23 protein-coding genes are annotated in these 22684 nt (G+C 28.5%); 20 read left to right on the forward strand and 3 right to left on the reverse strand.

What is annotated here, in order from left to right:
* The 4 genes from RSF37_RS01575 to RSF37_RS01590 form a co-directional block, all read left to right on the forward strand.
* Positions 1-1990 (forward strand): ABC transporter permease (locus RSF37_RS01575; protein WP_332562621.1); only part of this gene is annotated, 1990 nt, incomplete at its 5' end.
* Positions 1991-2006: 16 nt separating this feature from the next.
* On the forward strand, positions 2007-2330 hold the full coding sequence (locus RSF37_RS01580) for a YxeA family protein (protein WP_332562622.1): 324 nt from the start codon (positions 2007-2009) through the stop codon (positions 2328-2330).
* Between the two features lie 135 nt (positions 2331-2465).
* Positions 2466-3137: a response regulator transcription factor gene (locus RSF37_RS01585; RefSeq protein WP_332562623.1), complete on the forward strand. Its 672-nt coding sequence runs from the start codon at positions 2466-2468 to the stop codon at positions 3135-3137.
* A complete protein-coding gene (locus RSF37_RS01590; protein WP_332562624.1) occupies positions 3134-4141 on the forward strand; it encodes a sensor histidine kinase in 1008 nt (335 codons plus the stop codon). The genes RSF37_RS01585 and RSF37_RS01590 overlap by 4 nt, the downstream gene beginning before the upstream one ends.
* 64 nt (positions 4142-4205) lie before the next feature.
* Here the strand turns inward: RSF37_RS01590 and RSF37_RS01595 are convergent, their stop codons facing one another.
* The gene (locus tag RSF37_RS01595) at positions 4206-6482 is read right to left on the reverse strand and encodes a glycosyl hydrolase family 18 protein (protein ID WP_332562625.1); all 2277 of its coding nucleotides are present in this window, start codon (positions 6480-6482) and stop codon (positions 4206-4208) included.
* A 384-nt stretch (positions 6483-6866) separates the two neighbouring features.
* Between RSF37_RS01595 and RSF37_RS01600 the strand changes: the two genes are divergently transcribed.
* The 5 genes from RSF37_RS01600 to RSF37_RS01620 all read left to right on the forward strand — a co-directional run bounded on the left by RSF37_RS01600 (position 6867) and on the right by RSF37_RS01620 (position 12140).
* Entirely contained in the window at positions 6867-7754 is an 888-nt protein-coding gene (locus tag RSF37_RS01600) for an ROK family protein (RefSeq protein ID WP_332562626.1), read from the forward strand.
* Between the two features lie 92 nt (positions 7755-7846).
* Positions 7847-8647 carry an SDR family NAD(P)-dependent oxidoreductase gene (locus RSF37_RS01605; RefSeq protein WP_332562627.1) on the forward strand — a complete coding sequence of 267 codons (801 nt, stop codon included), beginning with the start codon at positions 7847-7849 and terminating at the stop codon, positions 8645-8647.
* Between the two features lie 71 nt (positions 8648-8718).
* Positions 8719-10254 (forward strand): cardiolipin synthase, encoded by a 1536-nt coding sequence (gene cls, locus RSF37_RS01610; protein ID WP_332562628.1) that lies wholly within the window; start codon positions 8719-8721, stop codon positions 10252-10254.
* Between the two features lie 127 nt (positions 10255-10381).
* On the forward strand, positions 10382-11056 hold the full coding sequence (locus tag RSF37_RS01615; protein ID WP_332562629.1) for a TrkA C-terminal domain-containing protein: 675 nt from the start codon (positions 10382-10384) through the stop codon (positions 11054-11056).
* A gap of 109 nt (positions 11057-11165) precedes the next feature.
* Positions 11166-12140 carry a glycosyltransferase family 2 protein gene (locus tag RSF37_RS01620; protein WP_332562630.1) on the forward strand — a complete coding sequence of 325 codons (975 nt, stop codon included), beginning with the start codon at positions 11166-11168 and terminating at the stop codon, positions 12138-12140.
* Positions 12141-12234: 94 nt separating this feature from the next.
* On the opposite strand, the gene RSF37_RS01625 is transcribed toward RSF37_RS01620, so the two are convergent.
* The gene (locus RSF37_RS01625; protein ID WP_332562631.1) at positions 12235-12501 is read right to left on the reverse strand and encodes a DUF1294 domain-containing protein; all 267 of its coding nucleotides are present in this window, start codon (positions 12499-12501) and stop codon (positions 12235-12237) included.
* A gap of 191 nt (positions 12502-12692) precedes the next feature.
* Here RSF37_RS01625 and RSF37_RS01630 point away from each other — a divergent pair, with 191 nt between their 5' ends.
* The 11 genes from RSF37_RS01630 (at position 12693) to RSF37_RS01680 (ending at position 22050) form a co-directional block, all read left to right on the forward strand.
* Positions 12693-13415, forward strand: a complete 723-nt coding sequence (locus RSF37_RS01630; RefSeq protein ID WP_332562632.1) for a peptidoglycan recognition protein family protein — start codon at positions 12693-12695, stop codon at positions 13413-13415.
* Positions 13416-13468: 53 nt separating this feature from the next.
* Positions 13469-14113, forward strand: coding sequence for an FMN-dependent NADH-azoreductase (locus tag RSF37_RS01635; protein WP_332562633.1), 645 nt, complete (start codon positions 13469-13471; stop codon positions 14111-14113).
* A gap of 181 nt (positions 14114-14294) precedes the next feature.
* The gene (locus tag RSF37_RS01640; RefSeq protein ID WP_332562634.1) at positions 14295-15146 is read left to right on the forward strand and encodes a YitT family protein; all 852 of its coding nucleotides are present in this window, start codon (positions 14295-14297) and stop codon (positions 15144-15146) included.
* Between the two features lie 175 nt (positions 15147-15321).
* Positions 15322-15915, forward strand: a complete 594-nt coding sequence (locus tag RSF37_RS01645) for a hypothetical protein (RefSeq protein WP_332562635.1) — start codon at positions 15322-15324, stop codon at positions 15913-15915.
* A gap of 33 nt (positions 15916-15948) precedes the next feature.
* Positions 15949-16533 (forward strand): hypothetical protein, encoded by a 585-nt coding sequence (locus RSF37_RS01650; RefSeq protein ID WP_332562636.1) that lies wholly within the window; start codon positions 15949-15951, stop codon positions 16531-16533.
* 107 nt (positions 16534-16640) lie between these two features.
* Entirely contained in the window at positions 16641-16922 is a 282-nt protein-coding gene (locus tag RSF37_RS01655) for an ArsR/SmtB family transcription factor (RefSeq protein ID WP_332562637.1), read from the forward strand.
* A gap of 13 nt (positions 16923-16935) precedes the next feature.
* Positions 16936-19401 carry a DsrE/DsrF/DrsH-like family protein gene (locus RSF37_RS01660; protein WP_332562638.1) on the forward strand — a complete coding sequence of 822 codons (2466 nt, stop codon included), beginning with the start codon at positions 16936-16938 and terminating at the stop codon, positions 19399-19401.
* A gap of 180 nt (positions 19402-19581) precedes the next feature.
* A complete protein-coding gene (locus RSF37_RS01665) occupies positions 19582-19839 on the forward strand; it encodes an autorepressor SdpR family transcription factor (RefSeq protein ID WP_332562639.1) in 258 nt (85 codons plus the stop codon).
* A 28-nt stretch (positions 19840-19867) separates the two neighbouring features.
* The gene (locus RSF37_RS01670; RefSeq protein WP_332562640.1) at positions 19868-20482 is read left to right on the forward strand and encodes an SdpI family protein; all 615 of its coding nucleotides are present in this window, start codon (positions 19868-19870) and stop codon (positions 20480-20482) included.
* A 28-nt stretch (positions 20483-20510) separates the two neighbouring features.
* Entirely contained in the window at positions 20511-21278 is a 768-nt protein-coding gene (locus RSF37_RS01675; RefSeq protein WP_332562641.1) for a YhfC family intramembrane metalloprotease, read from the forward strand.
* 67 nt (positions 21279-21345) lie between these two features.
* Positions 21346-22050: a hypothetical protein gene (locus tag RSF37_RS01680; protein ID WP_332562642.1), complete on the forward strand. Its 705-nt coding sequence runs from the start codon at positions 21346-21348 to the stop codon at positions 22048-22050.
* 93 nt (positions 22051-22143) lie between these two features.
* Here RSF37_RS01680 and RSF37_RS01685 read toward each other — a convergent pair whose 3' ends face one another.
* Positions 22144-22674, reverse strand: coding sequence for a DUF2628 domain-containing protein (locus RSF37_RS01685; RefSeq protein ID WP_332562643.1), 531 nt, complete (start codon positions 22672-22674; stop codon positions 22144-22146).
* Positions 22675-22684: the final 10 nt, after the last annotated feature.

Here is a 22684-nt window from a genome sequence, read left to right on the forward strand (position 1 = left end):
GATGTATTCTAAATTAGCCATTAATAATGTAAGAAAAAGTTTTAAAGATTATACAGTATACTTTTTAACATTAACATTTGCAGTTTGTATATTTTACACTTTTAATTCAATAAGTGCACAAAATACAATGGCAACAATAAATGATAGTAAATCAAATTCAATCCAAATGATTTCACAAGTTATTTCAATGCTATCAGTATTCGTATCTGTAATACTTGGTTTACTTATTATTTATGCCAATAACTTTTTAATAAAAAGAAGAAAAAAAGAACTTGGATTATATATGTCCCTTGGAATGGGAAAAAATAAAATATCAAGGTTATTAGTTATTGAAGAGTTAATAATAGGAGCATTTTCATTAATTGCAGGTCTTGTACTTGGTTTGTTTGCATCACAAGGGTTGTCTGTAATTACAGCTAAAATGTTTGATATAAGTTTAGATAATTATAAGTTTGTTATAGCGCCAGATGCAATTTTAAAGACAGTAATTTATTTTGGAATAATATACATATTAGTTATGGTATTTAATACAGTTGTTATTTCAAAATATAAACTAATAGATCTTTTAAATGCACATAAGAAAAATGAGCAAATCAAAATAAAAAATCCTATTATAGCAGGAATAATATTTTTAGCATCATTAGCTATACTTGGAACTGCATACTATTTAATAAATAAAGTAGGATTGAATTTCGAAAAAATTGAATTTAAACTGTCAATAGGACTTGGGGTTATTGGAACAGCAGCTTTCTTCTATGGTTTAACAACATTTTTAATTATGGTCATTCAAAAAAATAAAAAATTATATTTAAAGAAATTAAACATGTTTACATTAAGACAAATTAATAGCAAAATAAATACAAATTTTGTTTCAATGACAGTTATATGTTTAATGTTATTCTTAACAATTTCAATGCTTTCAGTTGGAGTTAGTTTTAAAAAGAATAACGTAGATGGTTTATCACCATTTAGTGCAACTGCTAAAATGCTTACAAATGAAGATGGAAACCCTTCTTTTGAGAAAGTATTAAATAAAAATGGTTTTAAAATACAAGACGGAGATAAGTATGCGTTTGTTACTGTATATAAGACAAAGGATAAATTAGGAGATATTTTATCTAAATATAATGCAAGTAAGGGTGCAGAAATAAGTGATTATAGTTTTGTTAATGCTATAAGTATATCAGATTATAATAAAATGAGAGAACTTCAAGGAAAAGAAAAAGTTGATTTGAATAAGGACTCAGTATTAGTTCAATCAAATTCAGCATTTATAAGATCAACAGTAGATAATTTTATGGAAGACAATAATAGTATAAAGCTAGATGGTAAAGAGTATAAAATTCAAAATAAAAAGATTATAACAGATACTAATATAACAACAGGTATTGCTGATAATATATTTACTGTAATAGTACCAGATGAATTTGTTAAGTCATTAGAACCAGATATGGCATACTTAGATATTAATTATGGTGATAATAATTTAGAATCATCAGAAAAAGCGTATTCAACATTCTTTAAAAATTATTTGGATAGTAGAGGAGATCATGACGCATTTGTGTTATTTGATTCTAAAGTAACTCTTCAAGAGCAAACACAACTTACTACAACAATAATTTTATATATTACTTTATACTTAGGAGTTATATTCTTAATATCAAGTGCTGCAGTACTTGCACTTCAACAATTATCAGAAGCAAGTGATAGTGCAGACAGATATAATGCTTTAAGAAGAATTGGAGCACCTGAAAAAATGATAAATAAATCAATATTTACTCAAACTTTTATATACTTTGCTCTTCCACTAGTACTAGCAATAGTTCATTCAATAGTTGGAATATATCAAGCTAATGAATTTATATCATCCTTTGGAAGTTCAAGCATATTAATAGCATCAATTATGACTATGGGAGTAATAATAGTAATATACGGTGGATACTTTATAGCAACTTTCTTTGGTTATAAAAATATAGTAAAGAAATTTTAGTTAAAAGGACGATAATATGAAAAAAATATTGGGTTTAATTGGAGTAATAATTGCATTAAGATTAATCTTTGGAACTAACATGTTAGTTAATTTCGGGGCTACAAAATATTATGTTAAAACAGAATTAAATCATGAAATAAATGGACAAGTATATTTATATAAAATAAAAGGGTATGATAAAAAAGGGAATGAAGAGATACTAGAGTTTAATACGAATAAAGTTTTAAAACCAAATAGGTTTTTAATGGTTTATAAGAGTGATGGTAAGGTAAGAAGTTATGAAGAAATTAAAGCAAGCAGTTTACCATCAGCAATAAAACAAATATATAAAGTAAATTAAAAGTCCATATATAACATAAAACCTTTCTAAATATAATTTAGGAAGGTTTTAATTTTAAAAAATTTAATTTAATTAAAGTATTATGGGTAAAATTATATATAATATAAAGAAAGGATATTTTAAGGGAGGGTTAATATGTATAATATTACAATCGTAGAAGACAGTGAAACTATAAGAGAGGAACTTAAAAAATTACTTTCAAAATATGGGTACAATATAAATACACCAACAGATTTTGAAAATATAATTGAAGAAGTACATAATTCAAAGCCAGATTTAGTTCTATTAGATGTGAATTTACCATACTTTGATGGATATCATATATGTAGAGAAATAAGAAAGAATTCTGCAGTTCCAATAATAATTGTTACAAGTAGAGACAGTGAGATGGATGAACTTATGAGTATGAATTTAGGTGCAGATGACTTTGTAACTAAACCGTATAATACTCAAATATTACTAGTGCGTATTGAAGCGTTACTTAGAAGAAGTTATGGTAAGGAAGAGAAAAGCAATAAGTTATCATATAAAAATTTTGAACTAGATTTATTAAAAGGAATAATAATATGTAATGATCAAACTTTAGAGATAACTAAAAATGAAATGAAAATTTTATCTTATATGATAGAACATAAGGGTGAAATCGTAAGTAGAGAACAGCTTATGGAACATTTATGGAATTCAGATTACTATGTTGATGACAATACATTATCAGTTAATGTAACTAGAATAAGAAAGAAGCTTCAAGAGATGGGTATAGAAAATGTTATTGAAACAAGAAGAGGCCTTGGGTATATAATGCCATGAAACTATTAGATTATCTAAAGGATAAGAGTATATTTTTAATAATAAATCTAGGTATATTTATTATTTTAACTATATTTATGCATATGCTAAATTTTGGTGGTGCTGTAATAGGAGTTGTATTTGCAATATGGTTCTTGCCATTATTAACATATATAATAACTGAATTTATTAGAAAACAAAAATTTTATAATGAAATATCTGACTTTGTAGAAACACTAGATAAAAAGTATTTAATTACAGAGCTATTGAAGGAACCATCATTTCTTGAAGGTAAGTTAATGTATGAAATTTTAAGAGTTTCTAATAAGGATATGCATGAACATGTTAATATATATAAATATAAACAAAAGGATTATAGAGATTATATAGAGATGTGGGTCCATGAAATAAAAACACCAATAGCATCATCTAAACTTGTTATTGAAAACAATGAAAATGAAGTAACAAGAAGTATAGATAAAGAATTAAATAAAATTGACGAAATGATAGAACAAGTATTATATTATTCAAAATCAGATGAGGCAAATGAGGATTATATAATAAAGGAATTTCCATTAAAGCAAGTTATAATGAAAGTAGTTAAGAAGAATTCAAGAGATTTTATTGGGAAAAGAATTTCTTTAGAACTAGATGATATTTCAGAAAAAGTTTTTAGTGATGTAAAGTGGGCAGAATTTATAATAAATCAAATAGTAGTTAATGCTGTAAAATATACTCCACAAGGTGGAAAAATTAAAATTAGCTCATATATTAAAAAAAATAATACTATATTATCTATAGAAGATAATGGAGTTGGAATAAGTGATAGAGATATTAGAAAAGTATTTTTAAAGGGGTATACAGGAGAGAATGGTAGGATTTTCGGTAAGTCAACTGGAATGGGTTTATATTTGTGTAAGAAACTTTGTGATAAGCTAGGTCTTGGAATAAAGATTTTTTCAGAAAAAGATAAAGGAACAACCGTTAAAATTGTATTTCCACAAGGTGGTAATACTAAGTTTTAAAATAATAAATATAAAAAGGAATCTAATATTTATTAGATTCCTTTTTATATTTATTATTTAACTATTATCTAAGAACTATCAGTTCCCAGGCAGAAGTAGTTCCAGGTGCTTGTCCTTGAACCCACCATTTACAAATATATTCTTTACCCTTATATATTACTTTATCACCTGCATTATATATTTTAGCATTGTCATAATTATCATTAGGGATAGTACCTTTATCTTTAACCATTATAGTACAATCAGAAGAGACTTTTAGACCTTTACTATCTGAAACTGTATATACTAAAGGATACGTACTAGCTTTACTAGTATCAACAGTACCGCTTATTATAATATTACTAGTTAAGTCTCCATCTTCTTTATCAAAAGCAGTTACTCCATTTAGAGGGTCAAATTTATCACCGATTACTAAAGTTTGGTTTTTAACACCTTTAATTACTGGTGCTGTATTTTCACCAGGTGCTACCTCATTCCCAAATACAGTTTGTCTACCCATCTCACTTCCTTTAGGAGACATCCTTTGAGATATAGATATACTTTCAAGAGAAGAAGTATCAGATGGCGCTTTTTCAGTATTTAAAGTCATAGTGTAAGTTGAACCAGGTTTTATAACTTTAGCAGAATATATTTCACCAAGGTCAATTACTGAATAGCCATTTTCTTCTTTAATAGTACCAACAGTATAATCGCCACTAACTATTTTAGTTCCATTATTCTTTATATAAATTTTAGCATTTTTTAATGTTTCAGCTGTAGTTTCGACACTACGTAGAACATCACCAGATTCTTCGAGTTTTTCATTATTCTTTAATGTTATTGTATATCCACCTTTATCACTCCAAGATTCTTTAAAAGTTTCAACAGTACAAGATAAATCTAATTCATCATAAACTATTTCATGTTTCGGCAATTCAGCATTGCCATATAAAGCGTTTTTTGTAGCCTTAGTTAATTCATCTCTAGAATTTGAACCAGGAGTTGATGGTGCATCTTGTGAAGCCATCCAGCCAATCATACCGCCAAGTTCATTATCATTTACATACTTACACTTTTCTTTAATTGATTTCACATTATCATATGTGAAGAAAGCGCCAGTAGATTCATTATAAAGATATGGTGCCTTTGCTGTATCATCCCAGTATTCTTTAAGTCCAGGGTACTTAGATTTTAGAGCATCAAGAGATCTATAGGACCAAACACCACCACGGCGACCACCTTCTCCATTTTTTACTGGAGCTTCATTATCAGCGCCAGTAGTAAGTGTTTGGTCTGCATCTTTAGCGATTTTTTCAGCTTTACCAAAGAGACCAGGATTTTTTGTATCTACGTTATCATTAGATACTTTTTCCCATCCACGTGTATAGTAAGCAGCACCAACAACAATTTTTTCAGGCTCTGCACCTTTTGATATAAAGTAATCAACACTTTCATCAACAGAAAGACCTTTTCCTTTGTATGGATCATTTGGATTTGTATATAAAGGTGTTTGATGACCACTTATTGGATCCCAAGCTCCTCTCATGTCATAAGTCATGATATTTGCAAAGTCTACAGTGTCAAATAATGCATTAACGTCAATACCAATATCTACTTTTTCAATTGGTGCTGGAAGTGCAACTGAAAGCTCATATGTCTTACCAAGGTCAACACCTTGTTTATCTAAAGCTTTTCTAAAATCTTTTAGAAGAAGAATATAATTCTCTTTATCTTCAGGTTTTGCTTGTGTTGTACCTTCATCATTTTGATTATCAACTTTATCAGGATCTCTTAAGGCACCTGGATATTCCCAATCTAAATCTACGAAGTCCATATTAGTATAACGAATAAACTCCATAACGTTTTCAACAAACTTAGCTCTCTTCGAAGCATCACTAGCAACAACAGAAAAGTCACCAGATTTGGACCAGCCTCCAAGGGAAATTCCTATTTTAAGATTAGGGTTTTTAGCTCTTAAGTCTTGTAATGCCGCAAGAACACCAGCATTAGGGTCACCCCATGTAACGCCATCCATTCCTACGGGATTTTCACAAGCAGCACCTTTGTCAGTAAATATTAGTTCACCATTTGCATTAAAGTCTAAAAATGCAAAATTTAAATGAGTAAGTTGATCAGCTGGAATGTCTTTAGGATAGAAGGAACCTTGTCCTCCCCAAACAGACCAGTCTCCATAATACATTACATTACGTTTAGTTTTTGAAGTGCTTTTTTCTGCTGTAACTGCTATATCATTTTTTTGATTAAATGGTATGGCAGAAGCAGATATTCCCATTAGTAAGGTTGTTACTGTAGCACAAGCTATAATAACATTTGAACGTTTGCTAATTGCTCTTTTAGCCATTAGTTGACCCACTCCTTTATTTTTTATATATATTAAACTTCATTGTTGAAATTTAATTTACAAATAATGTAATTAAATTCATGTTAACATATAAAAGAATTAAAAACTAGGGAAAAATTAGAAAAAAATCATGTAAATAAAAGTGTAAAAATTACATTGATTTTACAAGAAAATGTATAGTATTAGCTTTAAAAAGTTAATATATAATATAATTTTATTAAATTTTAAATTAAAATAATTAAATATATTTATTTGACTTAAAATGTCGACTTTTAAATATATTTAGATATAAATTAAGCTAGGTAATTTCAATTAAAGGTTTACAAGGTCTGGTTTATATGCAATACTATAATGGATTTTATGTATGAGAGGGAGAGGGTTTTAATGTACGCATGTTTAGATATTGGAGGAACTTCAATAAAGACAGCTGTTTTAGATGAAAAAGGGAATTTAATAAAAAGAGGTAATATTGAAGTTAGGCATAATTTTAATGAGCTTATGGATTCAATAATTCTTTTTATAGATGGAGTTAAAAGTGAGTATGATATTAAAGGAGTCGCTATAAGTTCACCTGGTGCTGTAGATACAGTTACTGGAATAGTAGGGGGAGCGAGTGCTATACCATGTATTCATGGACCTAATTTTAAAGAAATAATTAGGGAGAGAGTAAATCTTCCTGTAAGTATAGAAAACGATGCAAATTGTGCAGCGTTAGCAGAAGTGTTTTCAGGGTCAGCAAAGGGCGTAAGTGATATTATGTTCTTAGTATGTGGTACTGGAATAGGTGGTGCAATAATAAAGGATGGAAAAATACATCACGGTAAGCATCTTCATGGTGGAGAGTTTGGATATATGCTTATGGAGGAAGAAAACGGAGAATATAAAAACTTCAGTGAAGTAGCATCAACAATGTCATTTGTAAGAAAAGTTAGAAAGCATTATAATGATGATTTAATTGATGGAGTAGAAGTATTTTCAAAGGCTGAGGCTGGTGATGAGTTTTGTAAAAGTGCAATAGATACATTTTATAGAACTTTGGCAAAAGGAATATTTAATCTTCAGTATGTTTATGATCCAGAACTTATATTATTAGGTGGGGCTATTAGTGAAAGAGAAGATTTTATAGATAGATTAAATGAATCTATGGATACAATACTTAAAAAAGTAGAAATCGCTAAAGTTAAACCTATGCTTGGGACATGTACCCACAAAAAGGATGCAAATTTAGTTGGAGCATTAGCACATCATTTTAATGAATATAATAATAAATAGAAAATCACCTTAAAAAAAGTGGCATTAGCCACTTTTTTTTGTTGATTATGGACATAATAAAAATAATTAACAAAAAATAGGAGTGGTTTTTTATGTTTAAGAGAGTATTTATAACGGGTGCTGGAACTGGAATTGGAAGGGATGCTTCAATTGAGCTTGCAAGAAGGGGGCATAATGTAATTGCATCAACACATTTTGAAGAGGAGGCAAGATTAATTAACGAGTATGCAAAGGATAAAGGGCTAGAAGATAATCTTAAAGGGATAAAATTAAATGTAACATTAGAAGAAGATAGAAAGAAAATTTTAAACTACGATATAGATGTTTTAATAAACAATGCAGCAGTAGGGGATAGTGGTTCAGTTATGGAAATTGATGTATCAAGATATAGAAAAGCTTATGAGACTAATGTAATTGCACCAATTGAATTAACACAACTAGCATTAACAAATATGGTAAAAAATAAAGAAGGAAGAATTATATTTGTCTCATCGTTACTTGGAAGAATATCTAAGGGATTTTTCTCACCATATACTTCAACAAAGTTTGCAATAGAAGCAATTGCAGAATCTTTAATCGAGGAATTGGTATTACTTACAGATTGTAATATTGATGTTGCAATAATAGAACCTGGAGCGTATAAAACAGGATTTAATCAGTTAATGATGGAAAGAAAATATCATTGGATGAAAGAAAAATCTTATTTTAAACATATAGTTAATAAAATAAGGATAGCAGAACAAGGATATTTCACTAAAGTTGAATGTATAAGCACAGAATCTATTGTTAAAGAATATATTAAAGCGGTAGAGGACAAGGAAAGTAATAAGAGATATATAGCGCCAAAATACCAAGGATTAGTATTTCAATCTATGAGAATAGTCGGAAAATAATATATTAAGTTGAATATAGGTAAGATAATGATTAAAATATAAATATATATATGTTAATCAAGGAGGAATGAATGAGAAAAATATTAGATTTTTTGTTAAGTAGATTAGTAATAGTGGGGGTGCTACTACTATTTCAATTATGTATATTAATATTTGGAATATGGAAGTTAAGTGAGTCTTTTGTAGATTTGTACATATTCTTCTTTATAATAAGCGTCTTAGTTGTAATATACATAGTCAGCAGAACAGATAACCCATCTTACAAATTAGCGTGGACAATACCGGTATTATTATTTCCTATCTTCGGTGGGTTGTTTTACCTTATATTCGGCGGAAAGAAAATGAACACTAAGTTCAAGAAGAAAGTTGAGAAAGTATATTTAGAATCTAAAGACCTGCTGGTCCAAGATGAAAGTATAATGAAAGAATTAGAACAGATAGATAAATCAATTGCAAATCAAGCAAGATATACAAGTGAGTTTGCCTTATCACCTATCTATAAAAATACTACTACAGAGTATTTATCACCAGGAGAAAATTTTTATGAGAAGTTAATAGAGGAACTAAAGAAAGCAAAACGATATATATTTATGGAGTATTTTATAATACATGAAGGAAAAATGTGGAACACTATATTGGAGATTATGGAACAAAAAGTAAAAGAAGGGGTAGATGTAAGAGTAATCTATGATGATATGGGATGTTTAACAACTCTTCCGTATAAGTATAATGAAGAACTTATAGGAAGGGGAATTAAGTGCCAAGTATTTAATCCTTTTGTACCATTCTTATCAATAATACTAAATAATAGAGATCATAGAAAAATTACAGTTATTGATGGACATACAGCATTTACAGGTGGAATAAATTTAGCAGATGAATATATAAATGAAATTGTTAGGTTTGGACATTGGAAAGACGCCTCTTTAATGTTAAAAGGTGATGGAGTTTGGAACTTAACAGTTATGTTTCTTCAACTTTGGAGTTTTAATAGTAGAGAGAAGGTTGATTATGCAAAATATAAACCGCTTTCAGAGTATAAAGAAATGTTTGAAAGTGATGGATATGTACAGCCTTATGCAGATAGTCCATTAGATGATGAAACTGTTGGAGAAAATGTATATTTAAATATAATATCAAAGGCAAAAGATTATGTTTATATAAATACTCCATATTTAATAATTGATAATGAATTAGTAACAGCACTAACACTTGCTGCAAAGAGTGGGGTTGATGTAAGAATTGTAACACCACATATAGAAGATAAGTGGTATGCACATATTGTTACAAGAGCATATTATCCACAACTTATTAAAGCTGGAATAAAAATATATGAATATACACCAGGATTTATACATTCAAAAACAGTTGTATCAGATGATGTACTAGCTACTATAGGAACAATAAACTTTGATTATAGAAGTTTATATCTTCACTTTGAATGTGGAGTTTGGCTTTATAAGACAAAGTCTGTTATGCAAATTAAAGAAGATTACTTGAATACATTAGATTTATGTATGGAAATAAGCTTAGAAGATTGTAAGCATGTTAAAATATATGACAGAATATTAACAGCAATTCTTAGAGTTTTTGCACCACTTATGTAAAAAAATCATCCTATTTATTAAAGATAGGATGATTTTTCTTTAATTTTACAATAAGTTCATATGTAGGTCTAGACCGTATAATATAATTTAACTATCAAATTATATTATGCGATTCATGGAGGAAAAAATGGGTTTAATATTTACGTTTTTAATGTTTGGCACGATTTTTCTTGTTATTGTAAATATATGTTCTATTTTAATGAGACTTACAGGGATGCCTATTAAAAAGGCTAGATTTCAAGTTGTATCATTATTAACTAGTACAGGCTTTACAACAAGAGAGAGTGAGATGGTTGTGCAACATCCTGTAAGAAGGAAAATAGCGAGTTGGCTTATGATAGTCAGTTATGTAAGTACAGCGACATTTATATCATTTTTTGTAACTATGATATCAGATACAGTTACAGGAATAGGTTTTTTTGTAGTAATAGTTGTACTAATAGTATTTAATTTTATTATTAAAAAGACAAAGACAATTGAAAAGCTCGAATTAAATCTTGAAAATGCAGTATTAAAATCTAAAATATGGGAGAAAATGAATTCAGAGAGCTTAACTTTAATAACAAATACAAGGGGATATGGTGTATATCAAATATATCTTTCAAAAGAGTGCAGAATAATAGGTAAGAGTATATTAGATAGTGGATTAAAAGATCTGGAAATTGAAGTACTTAACATAGATAAAGGTGATAAATTTATCAAATTTGCTACACCTGATTACATTTTTGAAGTATTTGATAGAGTCACTGTTTATGGAAATTTAAAAAACATAAGAAATGAGTTTGAGCATGTAATTAAATAAATTCATGTATTGAAATGTGTGAACAAGTAAATTATAATAGTGAGGAGTAAATTCATTTATTAGATAACACTACAACCATTTTTCATTAAGTTGGAAAGGAAGTATAAAGATGAAAAAATTATCAATAATAATACCTATGTATAATGAAGAAGAGTCTCTTCCATATTTATATAAGAGATTAGATGCATTAGGGGAAAATATCCCTAACTATGAGTTAGAGTTTTTATTCGTTAATGATGGAAGTAAAGACAATTCATTAAACATTGTTAAGGGGTATAGAAAAAGTGATCCTAGAGTATGCTATGTTAATCTTTCAAGAAATTACGGGAAAGAAACAGCTATGGGAGCAGCTTTTGATTATGTAACAGGAGATGCTGTTGCTATAATAGATGCAGATCTTCAAGATCCACCTGAGTTAATTGTGGATATGCTTAAATATTATGAAGAAGGCTATGATGATGTTTACGCAAAAAGAAGAAGTAGAAAAGGAGAAACTTGGCTTAAAAAGTTTACTTCTAAGAAGTTCTATAAAATATTACAATCTGTATCTAATGTTCCAATACAAACAGATACAGGAGATTTTAGACTTTTAAGTAGAAGAGCTATAGAAGCATTAAAAGCATTCCCAGAGAAGCAAAGATATACAAAAGGAATGTTTAGTTTAATTGGATTTAAAAAGAAAGCTATTGAATTCGATAGAGACCCAAGAGTTGCTGGAGAGACTAAATGGAATTATTTAAAGCTTGTAGATTTAGCTATTGAAGGAATAACTTCATTTACAACTGCGCCACTTAGACTTGCAACTATATTTGGAGGAATTATTGCATTTGTAGCATTCATATATATGATATACATAATAATAAGAACACTAGTATCAGGTATCGATGTACCGGGATATTCAAGCCTTATATGCGTAATGCTTATGATGGGTGGTATACAACTAATATTCTTAGGAGTTATTGGTGAATACTTAGGAAGAATATTTACAGAAGTTAAAAATAGACCTTTATATTTTATTGATGAATATGCAGGTCCAGAAGATACGATAACAGAAGAAGTTGTTATTGATATAGAAAGAAAATAGTATATATTGAGGAAGTAACGTAAGTTGACTTTTTTAGAGTGTCGATAAAATCGACACTCTTTTTTTATTCTCAAATTTAGTTGTTTTATTATATTTATTTAACAAAAACCATAAAGTATAAAATTATTTGAACAATTAGTATTACAGGTAAGCCTAACTTGAATTTCATATGCTTTGTTTTATGTCTAAAAACTTCCATACCTAAAATACTACCAATGCTACCACCAATAAGAGCAATAAACATCAAAGTATTTTCAGGAATTCTCCATTTATGTCTTTTAGCTTTTTCTTTATCAATAAACATCGATATAAACCCTACTATATTAATTACTAATAAGTAGCTTAAAAAAATATTACGCAATTATATACACCTCTCAAAATAAAATATCAATAAGACAAGTGTACTATATACTTATGAAAAATAGAATAAAAAAGGAATTAATAGTTGTGGGTATTTACATAATATGGTAGAATTAAATTATAATTGAAGTTAAATTATACTTTGGTGTTATAAAATAAGGTAAAAAATGTAAAAATAATTAGGAGGGAGTCATGACTAAGAAGAATTATGAAAAGTTGAGAGATATAGAAAACTTTTACAAAAAGAAAGCTAGTTATGCGAAACTTATGAGAAAAAGAAGAAGAAGAACAGTTGCACTTATTTTGGTTGGAATTATAGTTGTAGTATCTGGAGCATTCATATACAGTCATTATTCATCAAACAAATATTCAGCATTTTTATATAGTAATAAAGAAATAAAAGTAAAAAACAGTGAATTAGAAAAAAAGATTGAAGATATTAATGATTCAATTGACGTAAAAGAAGTGAATTATACTTGGGGAGATAATTTAGAAGCGTATAATGTGCCAAAAAGACTTATAATACATCATTCTGCTTCTAAAGACGTCTCACCTGAGACGATACATAAATGGCATTTAGATAAAGGCTATGGAGGAATAGGATATCATTACTACATAAGAAAGGACGGAATTATATATAGGGGACGAGATGAAAAGGTAAAAGGCGCACATACTATAAATGAAAATAGTAAAAGTATAGGGATATGTTTAGAAGGAAATTATGAAGTAGATAAAGCGAGTAAAGCACAAATTGATAGTCTAGTTAAATTAGGTACAAGCTTAACAGTAAAATATAATATTGAAGATATAGTAGGTCATAGAGATTGTAACCAAACATTATGTCCAGGAAAAAATATTGATATACATAATATAAAGAGTGATATTGCATCAAATTTAGAGGCGCTAATTGAATAGAAATAAATAAAAAGTCAAATACTAAATTCAAATATGAAGAAAGAAGGCTTTTTATGAAACTATTACATATAATCGTTAATTCAAAACCAGAAGATTTATCATCTAGTAGAAAAGTTGCAGTTAAACTAATTGATAAAATTGTTGATGTTAATCCTGAATGTCAAGTAGAAACTATTGATTTATATAAAGATTACATTCCAAGATTAAACTATAAATATTTTGAAAGTAGGAGTGCTGTAGTAAATAAAGAAGCTTATGACAAGCTAAATGATAATGAGAAGAAAGATGTTGATAGAATAAATCAGTTGTGTGATCAATTCGTTGCAGCAGATCTTTACGTTATTTCAGCTCCTATGTGGAATTTATCTTTTCCAGCACCATTAAAGGAATATATAGATTGTATATGCCAAGAAGGAAAGACTGTAACAATAAGCATAGATAAAATAAAAGGGACTTTAGATGATAAAGATAGAAAGATGGTTTATGTTCAATCATCAGGAGGACCAGTTCCATGGATACTTAGAGGTAAGCTTAGTCAAGGTGTTGAATATGTAGAGGATATAATGAAATTTTTAGGAATTAAAATATTTAAAGAGTTATTAATAACTAACACTGGTTTTGATCCGGAAGCTAGAATAGAAGCGGAACATAAAGCTATTTTAAAGATGGAAAGTATTATTGATGATTTACAAGATTAATAACATATAATAATAGTATGAGAATAATTATGCAGTGTATTTAATTAGTTTTTTGAATATGCGTATAATTATTCTCTTATTATTTTAAAAAAGTACTATGATGATTTAAATAATTCTGTTATTCTAAGTAATGTGAAAAAACAAAAGATTACATTGTAATTTACATTAGGAGATGTTTAAGGTGAAAGAAAATATAAAAGAATATTTAATCATAACATTAGGCGTAATATTAGTTGCAGTAGCTATTGAATACTTCTATGCACCTAACGACTTAGCAGCGGGGGGAGTAAGTGGACTTGCTGTAGTAATGACACATTACATACCATCTTTAACTGTTGGTGGAATAACACTTTTTGCAAATATATTTTTATTTATATTAGCATTTATACTAGTTGGTGGAGATTTTGGGCTTAAAACAATATATGCAAGCTTTGGTCTTTCACTATTATTATGGTTTATGGAAAAATTCATGAATCCACAGGCATTAACAACAGATTTATTACTTGCTAGTATATTTGGAACTGTAATAACAGCAGTTGGACTTGCTATGATATTTAATATAAATGCATCAACTGGTGGAACTGATATACTTGCAAAAATATTAAATAAGTATACAAGTTTTAACATAGGTATATCATTATTATGTGTAGACTTTATAGTAACTTTAATGGGAGCATTAACTTTTGGAGCAGATAGAGGATTTTATGCACTTTTATGTGTTTCAGTTAATGGACCACTTATTGATAAGCTTATATCTTATGTAAATCAAAAGAAACAAATTACGATAGTAAGTGATAAGCATAAAGAAATATCAAATTACATAATGAGTGAACTAAAAAGAGGTTGTACTAATCTTTCAGGATCAGGAGCTTATAGTGAAAAAGAAAAAGAAATAATTTATTCAGTTTTAAATAAAAAAGAAATTGAAAAAGTTAAAGAATTTATTGATAAAACTGATGAAGAAGCCTTCTTTACAATTGGAAGTATAGAAGAAGTACAAGGGAATGGTTTCTTAAAAGTATCAGGATTATAAGAATTTTATTAAGGGAGCTTAAAAAGCTCTCTTTTTTCTATTTAAAAGGAAAAATATACTTATAAAGTAGTGAATATTTTAGCTAAAGTAAAATTAATGTTAATAAATAATGGATTAAATAACCATACTAAATATAGTTGTTATAATTAGATGAGAATAAATAGGAGGTGCTATTATGAAAAAAATCATTATAGCCATACTAAGTTTAACTATGCTCTTTGGAATAGCTGGATGTACTAAATCAAAAATAAGTACAAATGTAGAAAAGAATTCACCAGAAAATACTATTAATGCTTTCTTTTCTGACTTTAAAAAATGCAATTTCAAAAAGGCAGAAAACTATTTTCTAAATGGTGTAACACCAGATATGGAAATATATAATAATTTTACTGATGGAGAAAAAGAGGCAATAAAGTATTGGACTGAAAAGATTGGATATGAAATAGTTTCGATTAATAATGAAGGAGATAATGCAGAAGTAACAGTAAAAGTAATGGCTTTAAATGGTGTCAAAATATATAATCAGTATATAAAAGACATAGCATCATTAAAAAAAGAAGCTAAAACAAGTGAAGAAAAAGCAGAACTTAATAAAGAATATGATAAAGCATTATTAAAAGAAGTTAAAAATAAAAATAATGATATAGTAACAACAGTTGTAACTGTACAGCTACAAAATATAGATAGCAATTGGTACATTAATGGCGACGGTAATTTACTTAAAGCATTATATGGTGGACTTGATCCAAATAAATTTATTACAAAATAAACGAAGCGGGTATGGGGATAGGAGAACAAAAGAATGAAAAAAATATTTTTAGGTGCCATAGCAGTTATGCTATCAGTTATATTAATTGGCTGTGGAGATAGTAAAAAAGCAAGTGAAGCTTGTGATAATTTCTTTAGTGATTACAAAAATATGGAACTACAAAAGGCTAATAATTATGTTGAAGGTGGAGGATTATTAGAAAAGTCAATAAAGCAATTTGAAGATTATGATAGTGTTAGAAAGAGTGCTATTGATTATTGGAGCGGAAAGATAAGCTATAAAATATTAGAGACAAAAAAAGAAAATGGAAATTATGTTGTTAAAACAGAAGTTACAGCATTAAATGGTATTGATATATACAATCATTATATGAGCAATGTTCAATCATTAAATTTTAATGAAAAGACTTTAAATGGTGATATGTTAAATGGTGAAAATATAGGTGGAGATTTAGATAATGCCTTTATTACAGCAATAGAAAATCAAACTATTCCATTAAAGACAACAACAGTTAATGTAATTATAAAAGAAGATAGTGGAACTTATAAAATACAAAATGATAAAGAAGTACTCACTGCTATTTTAGGTGGATTAGATCCAGATGAATTAACTGATTAGTAAATTGTACTATAAAATGATATATTTTTTCTTGACATATTAATCACTATATCATAATATTACGATATAGTGATTAATGAAAATAATAAAACTTAAGAGGTGAAATTATGGATAATAATTATAAAGAATTAAATGATAAAGCAGAATTTTTAAAAGTATTAGCCCATCCAGTTAGACTTTGTATAGTAAGAGGACTTATGGAAAAGGAAAGCTGTAATGTTGGATTTATGCAAGACTGTTTAGATATGCCTCAATCAACAATATCACAACATCTTCAAAAATTAAGAAGTGTTGGAATTATTGAAGGTGAAAGAAAAGGACTAGAAGTTATTTATAAAATTAAAGATAAACGTGTAGAAGAAATTATTAAAGTACTACTAGATATTTAAGGAGGAATGTATTATGGCTAGGAAAAAAGTTTTAATTATAGGTGGAGTTGCAGGTGGTGCATCAACTGCTGCTAGACTTAGAAGATTAGATGAAGATGCAGAAATAGTAATATTTGAAAAAGGAAATTACATATCATTTGCTAATTGCGGATTACCATATCATATTGGAGAAGTTATAAAAGATAGAGAAAATCTTATACTACAAACTCCAGAAAAGATGAAAGATAGATTTGAACTTGATGTAAGAGTTAATAGTGAAGTTGTATCAGTTGACTTTGATAATAAAACAGTTAAAGTAAATTCTAAAAATGATGGAACATATGAAGAAAATTATGATTATTTAGTAATTTCTCCAGGGGCTAAGCCAATTACACCATCAATAAAAGGAATTGATAGCAAAAGAGTTCACTCATTAAGAAATATAAATGATATGGATGGAATTAAGAGTGAAGTTGATAATGGAAATGTTAAAAATGCAATAGTAATAGGTGGCGGATTTATTGGAATAGAAGTTGCTGAAAACTTAAAACATAGAGGAATAAATGTAACACTAATAGAAGCAGCGCCTCACATATTAGCACCCTTTGATTCAGAAATTTCAGAACTATTAGAGATGGAGATGAATGATAACGGAGTTTCTATAATATTAAATGATAAAGTTATGGAATTTGAAGAGGAAGTTAACGGAATAAAAGTTAAGCTTGGTAGTGGAAAAGAAGTATGTGGAGAAATAGTAGTTTCAGCAATTGGTGTTGCACCAGATACAACTTTCTTAAAAGATACAGAGTTAGAACTTGGAGAAAGAGGACATATTATTGTCGACTCTCACATGAGAACTAATAAAGATAATGTTTATGCAGCTGGAGATGCAGTTGCTGTTAAAGATTATATTAATGGAAAAACTGCATTCATTCCTTTAGCAGGACCTGCTAATAGACAAGGAAGAATTATAGCAAATAATATTTCAGGTAAAGATTTCGAATATAAAGGAACAATGGGAACATCGATAATAAAAGTATTTGATTTAACAGCAGGAGCTACTGGAAATAACGAAAGAACAATAAAGAACATGGGGATAAAGTATAAGAAAGTATACTTATATCCAATGACTCATGCAGGATATTATCCAGGAGCTAAACAACTTTCAATTAAAGTTTTATATGATGTTGAAGGAAAAGTACTTGGAGCACAAGCTGTAGGTTATGAAGGTGTTGATAAATTTATTGATGTAATAGCAACAGTAATTAAGTTTAAAGGGACTATGGAAGATTTAACTGAATTAGAACTTGCTTATGCACCACCATATCTTTCAGCAAAATCACCAGCTAACATGGCAGGTTTTATTGCGGAAAATGAAGCTAATGGTTTAAGTGATTTAATGTTCGTTGAAGATTTAAACGGATTTAATAAAGATAAGCATATATTAGTTGATGTAAGAGAATCAATTGAAGTTGAAAATGGAATGATAGAAGGTGCAGTTCATATTCCGGTTAATGATATAAGAAATAGAATGAATGAATTAGATAAGAATAAAGAAATATGGGTTTACTGTGCTGTTGGAGTTAGAGGATGGATTGCTGAAAGAATATTAAAAGCTAATGGATATAAGGTTAAAAATCTTTCAGGTGGATATAAAGCTTATTCAACATATGGATATAAAGCAAAAGAAATAAAAGAAAATAATAATGGGAGCTGTGCCAGGCTCAATAAAGTAGAAGAAAATAAAGAAAGAAAAGTTAGGGAGCTTAATGCAGAAGGACTTTGTTGTCCAGGACCATTAATGCAATTAGCAATGACTATGGAATCAATGGAAAAGGGCGATGTGCTTAAAGTATCAGCATCAGATCCTGGATTCTTTAAAGATGTTGAAGCTTGGGCTAAGAGAACAAAAAATACTTTAGTAACTGTTAATAAAGATAAAGGCTTAATTAAAGCTGAACTTATAAAAGGACTTGAAGGTGATGAAGTAGCAGTAGATACAACATCAGATAGACAAGTGGCATATGAAAAGAATGGTCAAACGATGGTTGTGTTTAGTGGAGATTTAGATAAAGCAATAGCTGCATTCATTATTGCAAATGGAGCTGCAGCTATGGGTAAAAACGTTACTATGTTCTTTACTTTCTGGGGATTAAATGTTTTAAGAAAGCATGAAAAAGTTAGTGTTTCTAAAAATGTTATAGAAAAAGCTTTTGGTAAGATGATGCCAAGAGGAAGTAAGAAATTAGGTTTATCTAAAATGAACATGGGCGGAATGGGTTCTAAGATGATTAGAGGAATTATGAAGAAGAAAAACGTTCAATCATTAGAAGAACTTATTAAAGCTGCAATTGATAATGGAGTAGAGATTGTAGCTTGTACAATGTCAATGGACGTTATGGGAATTAAAGAAGAAGAACTTATTAATGGAGTTAAATTTGGTGGAGTTGGTTACTACTTAGGTGAAGCTGAGGAGTCAACATCTAACTTATTTATTTAAAGTAGGTTATTTAAATTAAAGACTGCTTCAAAAGATATTATATCTTTTGAAGCAGTCTTTTTTTAAAAAAATATAAAAAAATAAAAATATATTTACAAAAATATTCCAATGGAATATAATGTAATTAGATATTTAACCAATTGGTTAAATATCTAATTAACTGAATAAGGAAGGTAAGTTATGAATAAGGTGTTTAAAGCACTATCAGATGATACAAGAAGAGAAATTCTAAAGCTTCTTTCAAGTAAACCTATGTCAGCTGGAGAGATAGCAGAAAACTTTAATATGTCTAAGCCATCAATATCAAAACATTTAGACATATTAAGAGAGGCGGAACTTGTAGTTAAAGATAGACAGGGACAATTTATAATATATTCAATTAATACATCTGTTCTTCAACGCGCATTAACAGGATTTTTGGATATATTTAAAAGTTAATTATTAATTAGTTGAAAGGGGAATAAATATGAAAATAAAATTTGATTTTGGAACAATTGGAATTACTTTATTTACAATTATTTTTACAGCTGTTATTTATAACAAATTACCAGAAAACATTGATAGTGAAAGTACTAAAGTTGGATTATTTGTAGTATCAATAGGTATTATGATTGTTATTACAATATATGCACAATTTGCGCATCACATATCAAAAAAAGCATGGGATGATCCAAGAACAAAAACAATAAGAAGGCAGTTAACATTTTCTACAGCACTAATTTCTGTACTTGTACTTTATAAAAGCCTTAGTGCTATAAATGAAATGGCAATGAGTGAAGATACTTTTGAAATATTATTTTCATCAATATTAATAATTGTTGTAGGCAATAGTTTTACTAAAATAAGCAATAATAGAAATATAGGAATTAGAGTTCCATGGACTAGAGCAGACAATGAAATATGGGATAAGACACATAAATTATCAGGATACTTATCACTACCATTTGGAATAAGCATACCTTTATTATATATATTATTTGGTATGAAAGTAGCGGTCATAATAGGTGTTTTAGGATGGGGCATAGTATCAATAGGTTACTCTATAGTTTTATATTATAAAAAATTTGGAACAATACTTTAATAGTTAATTAAAAAGGGGGTAGGGGGGAATGATAAGTAATACTTCAATATTTATGATGGCTTTTACTGCAATAATAAGTATAGCATTACCTATAGTTTTAATAGTTATCATGAGAGTAAAATATAAAGCATCATTAAAGAGTTTCTTCATTGGATCTGCAGCATTTTTTGTAGCAGTACAGTGTATAGAGGGACCAATTAATTATTATTTATTAGTTGGAAACAGTAATACATCTAGTTTAATTATGGGTAATACTATTATTTACATGTTATATGGTGGTCTTATGGCTGGTATATTTGAAGAAACAGCAAGATATATTTGCTTTAGATTTATACTTAAAGATGAGAGAAGAATACAAGATGGAATAAGCTATGGTATAGGACATGGTGGAATTGAAGCTATATTATTTGTAGGAGTAACATACGTAATAAATATAGCAGTATCATTAATGATAAATGCAGGAGTACCAGTTGAGGGAGCTATGCAAGGTGCATATAACCAGTTATCAATAATTCCATCATATAATTTTGGATTAGCAGGAATAGAGAGAGTATGTGCGATTATAATTCAAATAGGATTATCAATTATTGTATTTAATGCAGTTAAATATGGAAAGAAGAGTTATTACTTTATAGCTATTTTAATACATGCATTTATAGATTTTCCGGTTGCACTTGTTCAAAGAGGGACTTTGAATGTTGTTGTAATGGAGATTATGCTTATACTAGTTTCAGTAGTATTTATATTATTTATAATCAAAGAGATAAAAAAGAATAAAAATGATTTAACCAGATGAATAAATATATAAATAAATTAGAAGGCAATTAATTATTGTGGAGTAAATTAATAGAGGGGGATATGGTTTGAAGAAGGGACTGATTATATTTTTAATGGGGATTTTAGCTATTAATTTAGCTGGATGTACAAGTAATAAAAAGACAGAAAATAACGATGGTAAAGAAAGTGGTTATGAGCAAGTAGATGACAATAAGAATGAGGATAAAGGAAATGAAGCTAATAAGGATTCAGATGAAAATGCAGAAAAGTTAAAGATGGAAGAAGAAAAGAAAAAGGAAGAGGAAAAGAAGAGATTAGCTGAGGAAAAGGCTAAGAAAGAAGCTGAAGCTAAGAAGAAGGCAGAGGTAGATAAAAACAAGCAGACAGAAAAGACATTTACATTATATTCAGTAGATCCTATGAATGAAAAAACTATTGTTACTGGTACAGTTAAGAGTAAATCTGACTCAATTAAAGAAAATCTTAATCTTATAGCTAACAATATTTCGAAGAAGAGTTTTGATTCTCTTAAAATAGAAGTTAAAAGTGTAAAAGATGTTAAGGGAAAACTAATAGCTACAATAAACTTAGATGATGGCGGTAGTGATGAATGGTATCAAAGATTCCAAGGATCACTTGGAGGCTACGTAACCGAAATAACATTAATTGATAGCTTACTCCAAAGAGGATACAAGGGGAATTGGATTAGTGGGGTAGAATTTATGTATAATGGAAAGAAGCTTGAAGAACTTGCTCATACTCCTAGATTGGCAGTTGTGAATTATAGATAATATATGGTGTAGTTGAAGTAGAAAAAATATAAATTAAATTAAAAAAAGCCTAAAAATATAATGATATTTTTAGGCTTCTTTTATGTTTTAAAATTAAAACATAAAGTTTGCAAAACTTGAAGCAAATGAAGCAAATATAATTAAGAATGATAATGCCATAAATAGTGATATAGCAAGTAATACTAAAGGAGCAACTATGTTAGTTCCACCATTTGCCTTAATATGTTCGTCCTCATTTCCGAATTGGCTATAAAAAGCTTTTAATGATGTAACTTTCTTTTTAGCATGAGTAATATAAATTGCATTTCCGAATATACCCATAAGTACTGCAAGTACTATGTTACCAATAATTGCAGTTGTAGGTCCTATTAATTCAAGTAGTAAAGATAATACTAAATTAACGGCTGTGAATCCGATGAACCATTTGTATAACTTTCTATATAGTAACCAGTATGCTGGTGCAAAGAATGAAGCAAAATTCCATGATGGGAATAATGAATCTCCAGTTTGTTTTTTCTTTTTATTGAAATAGTATTCTGCGTTTGAATCTCCAACAAAGTTAACGAAATCCTTATCTTCTTCAATTATCTTATTAAATTCTTGATCAAATTCTTGTGCTTCCATAAAAATACCT

It is taken from the genome of Clostridium sp., assembly GCF_036643715.1.
GTDB lineage: Bacteria > Bacillota > Clostridia > Clostridiales > Clostridiaceae > Clostridium.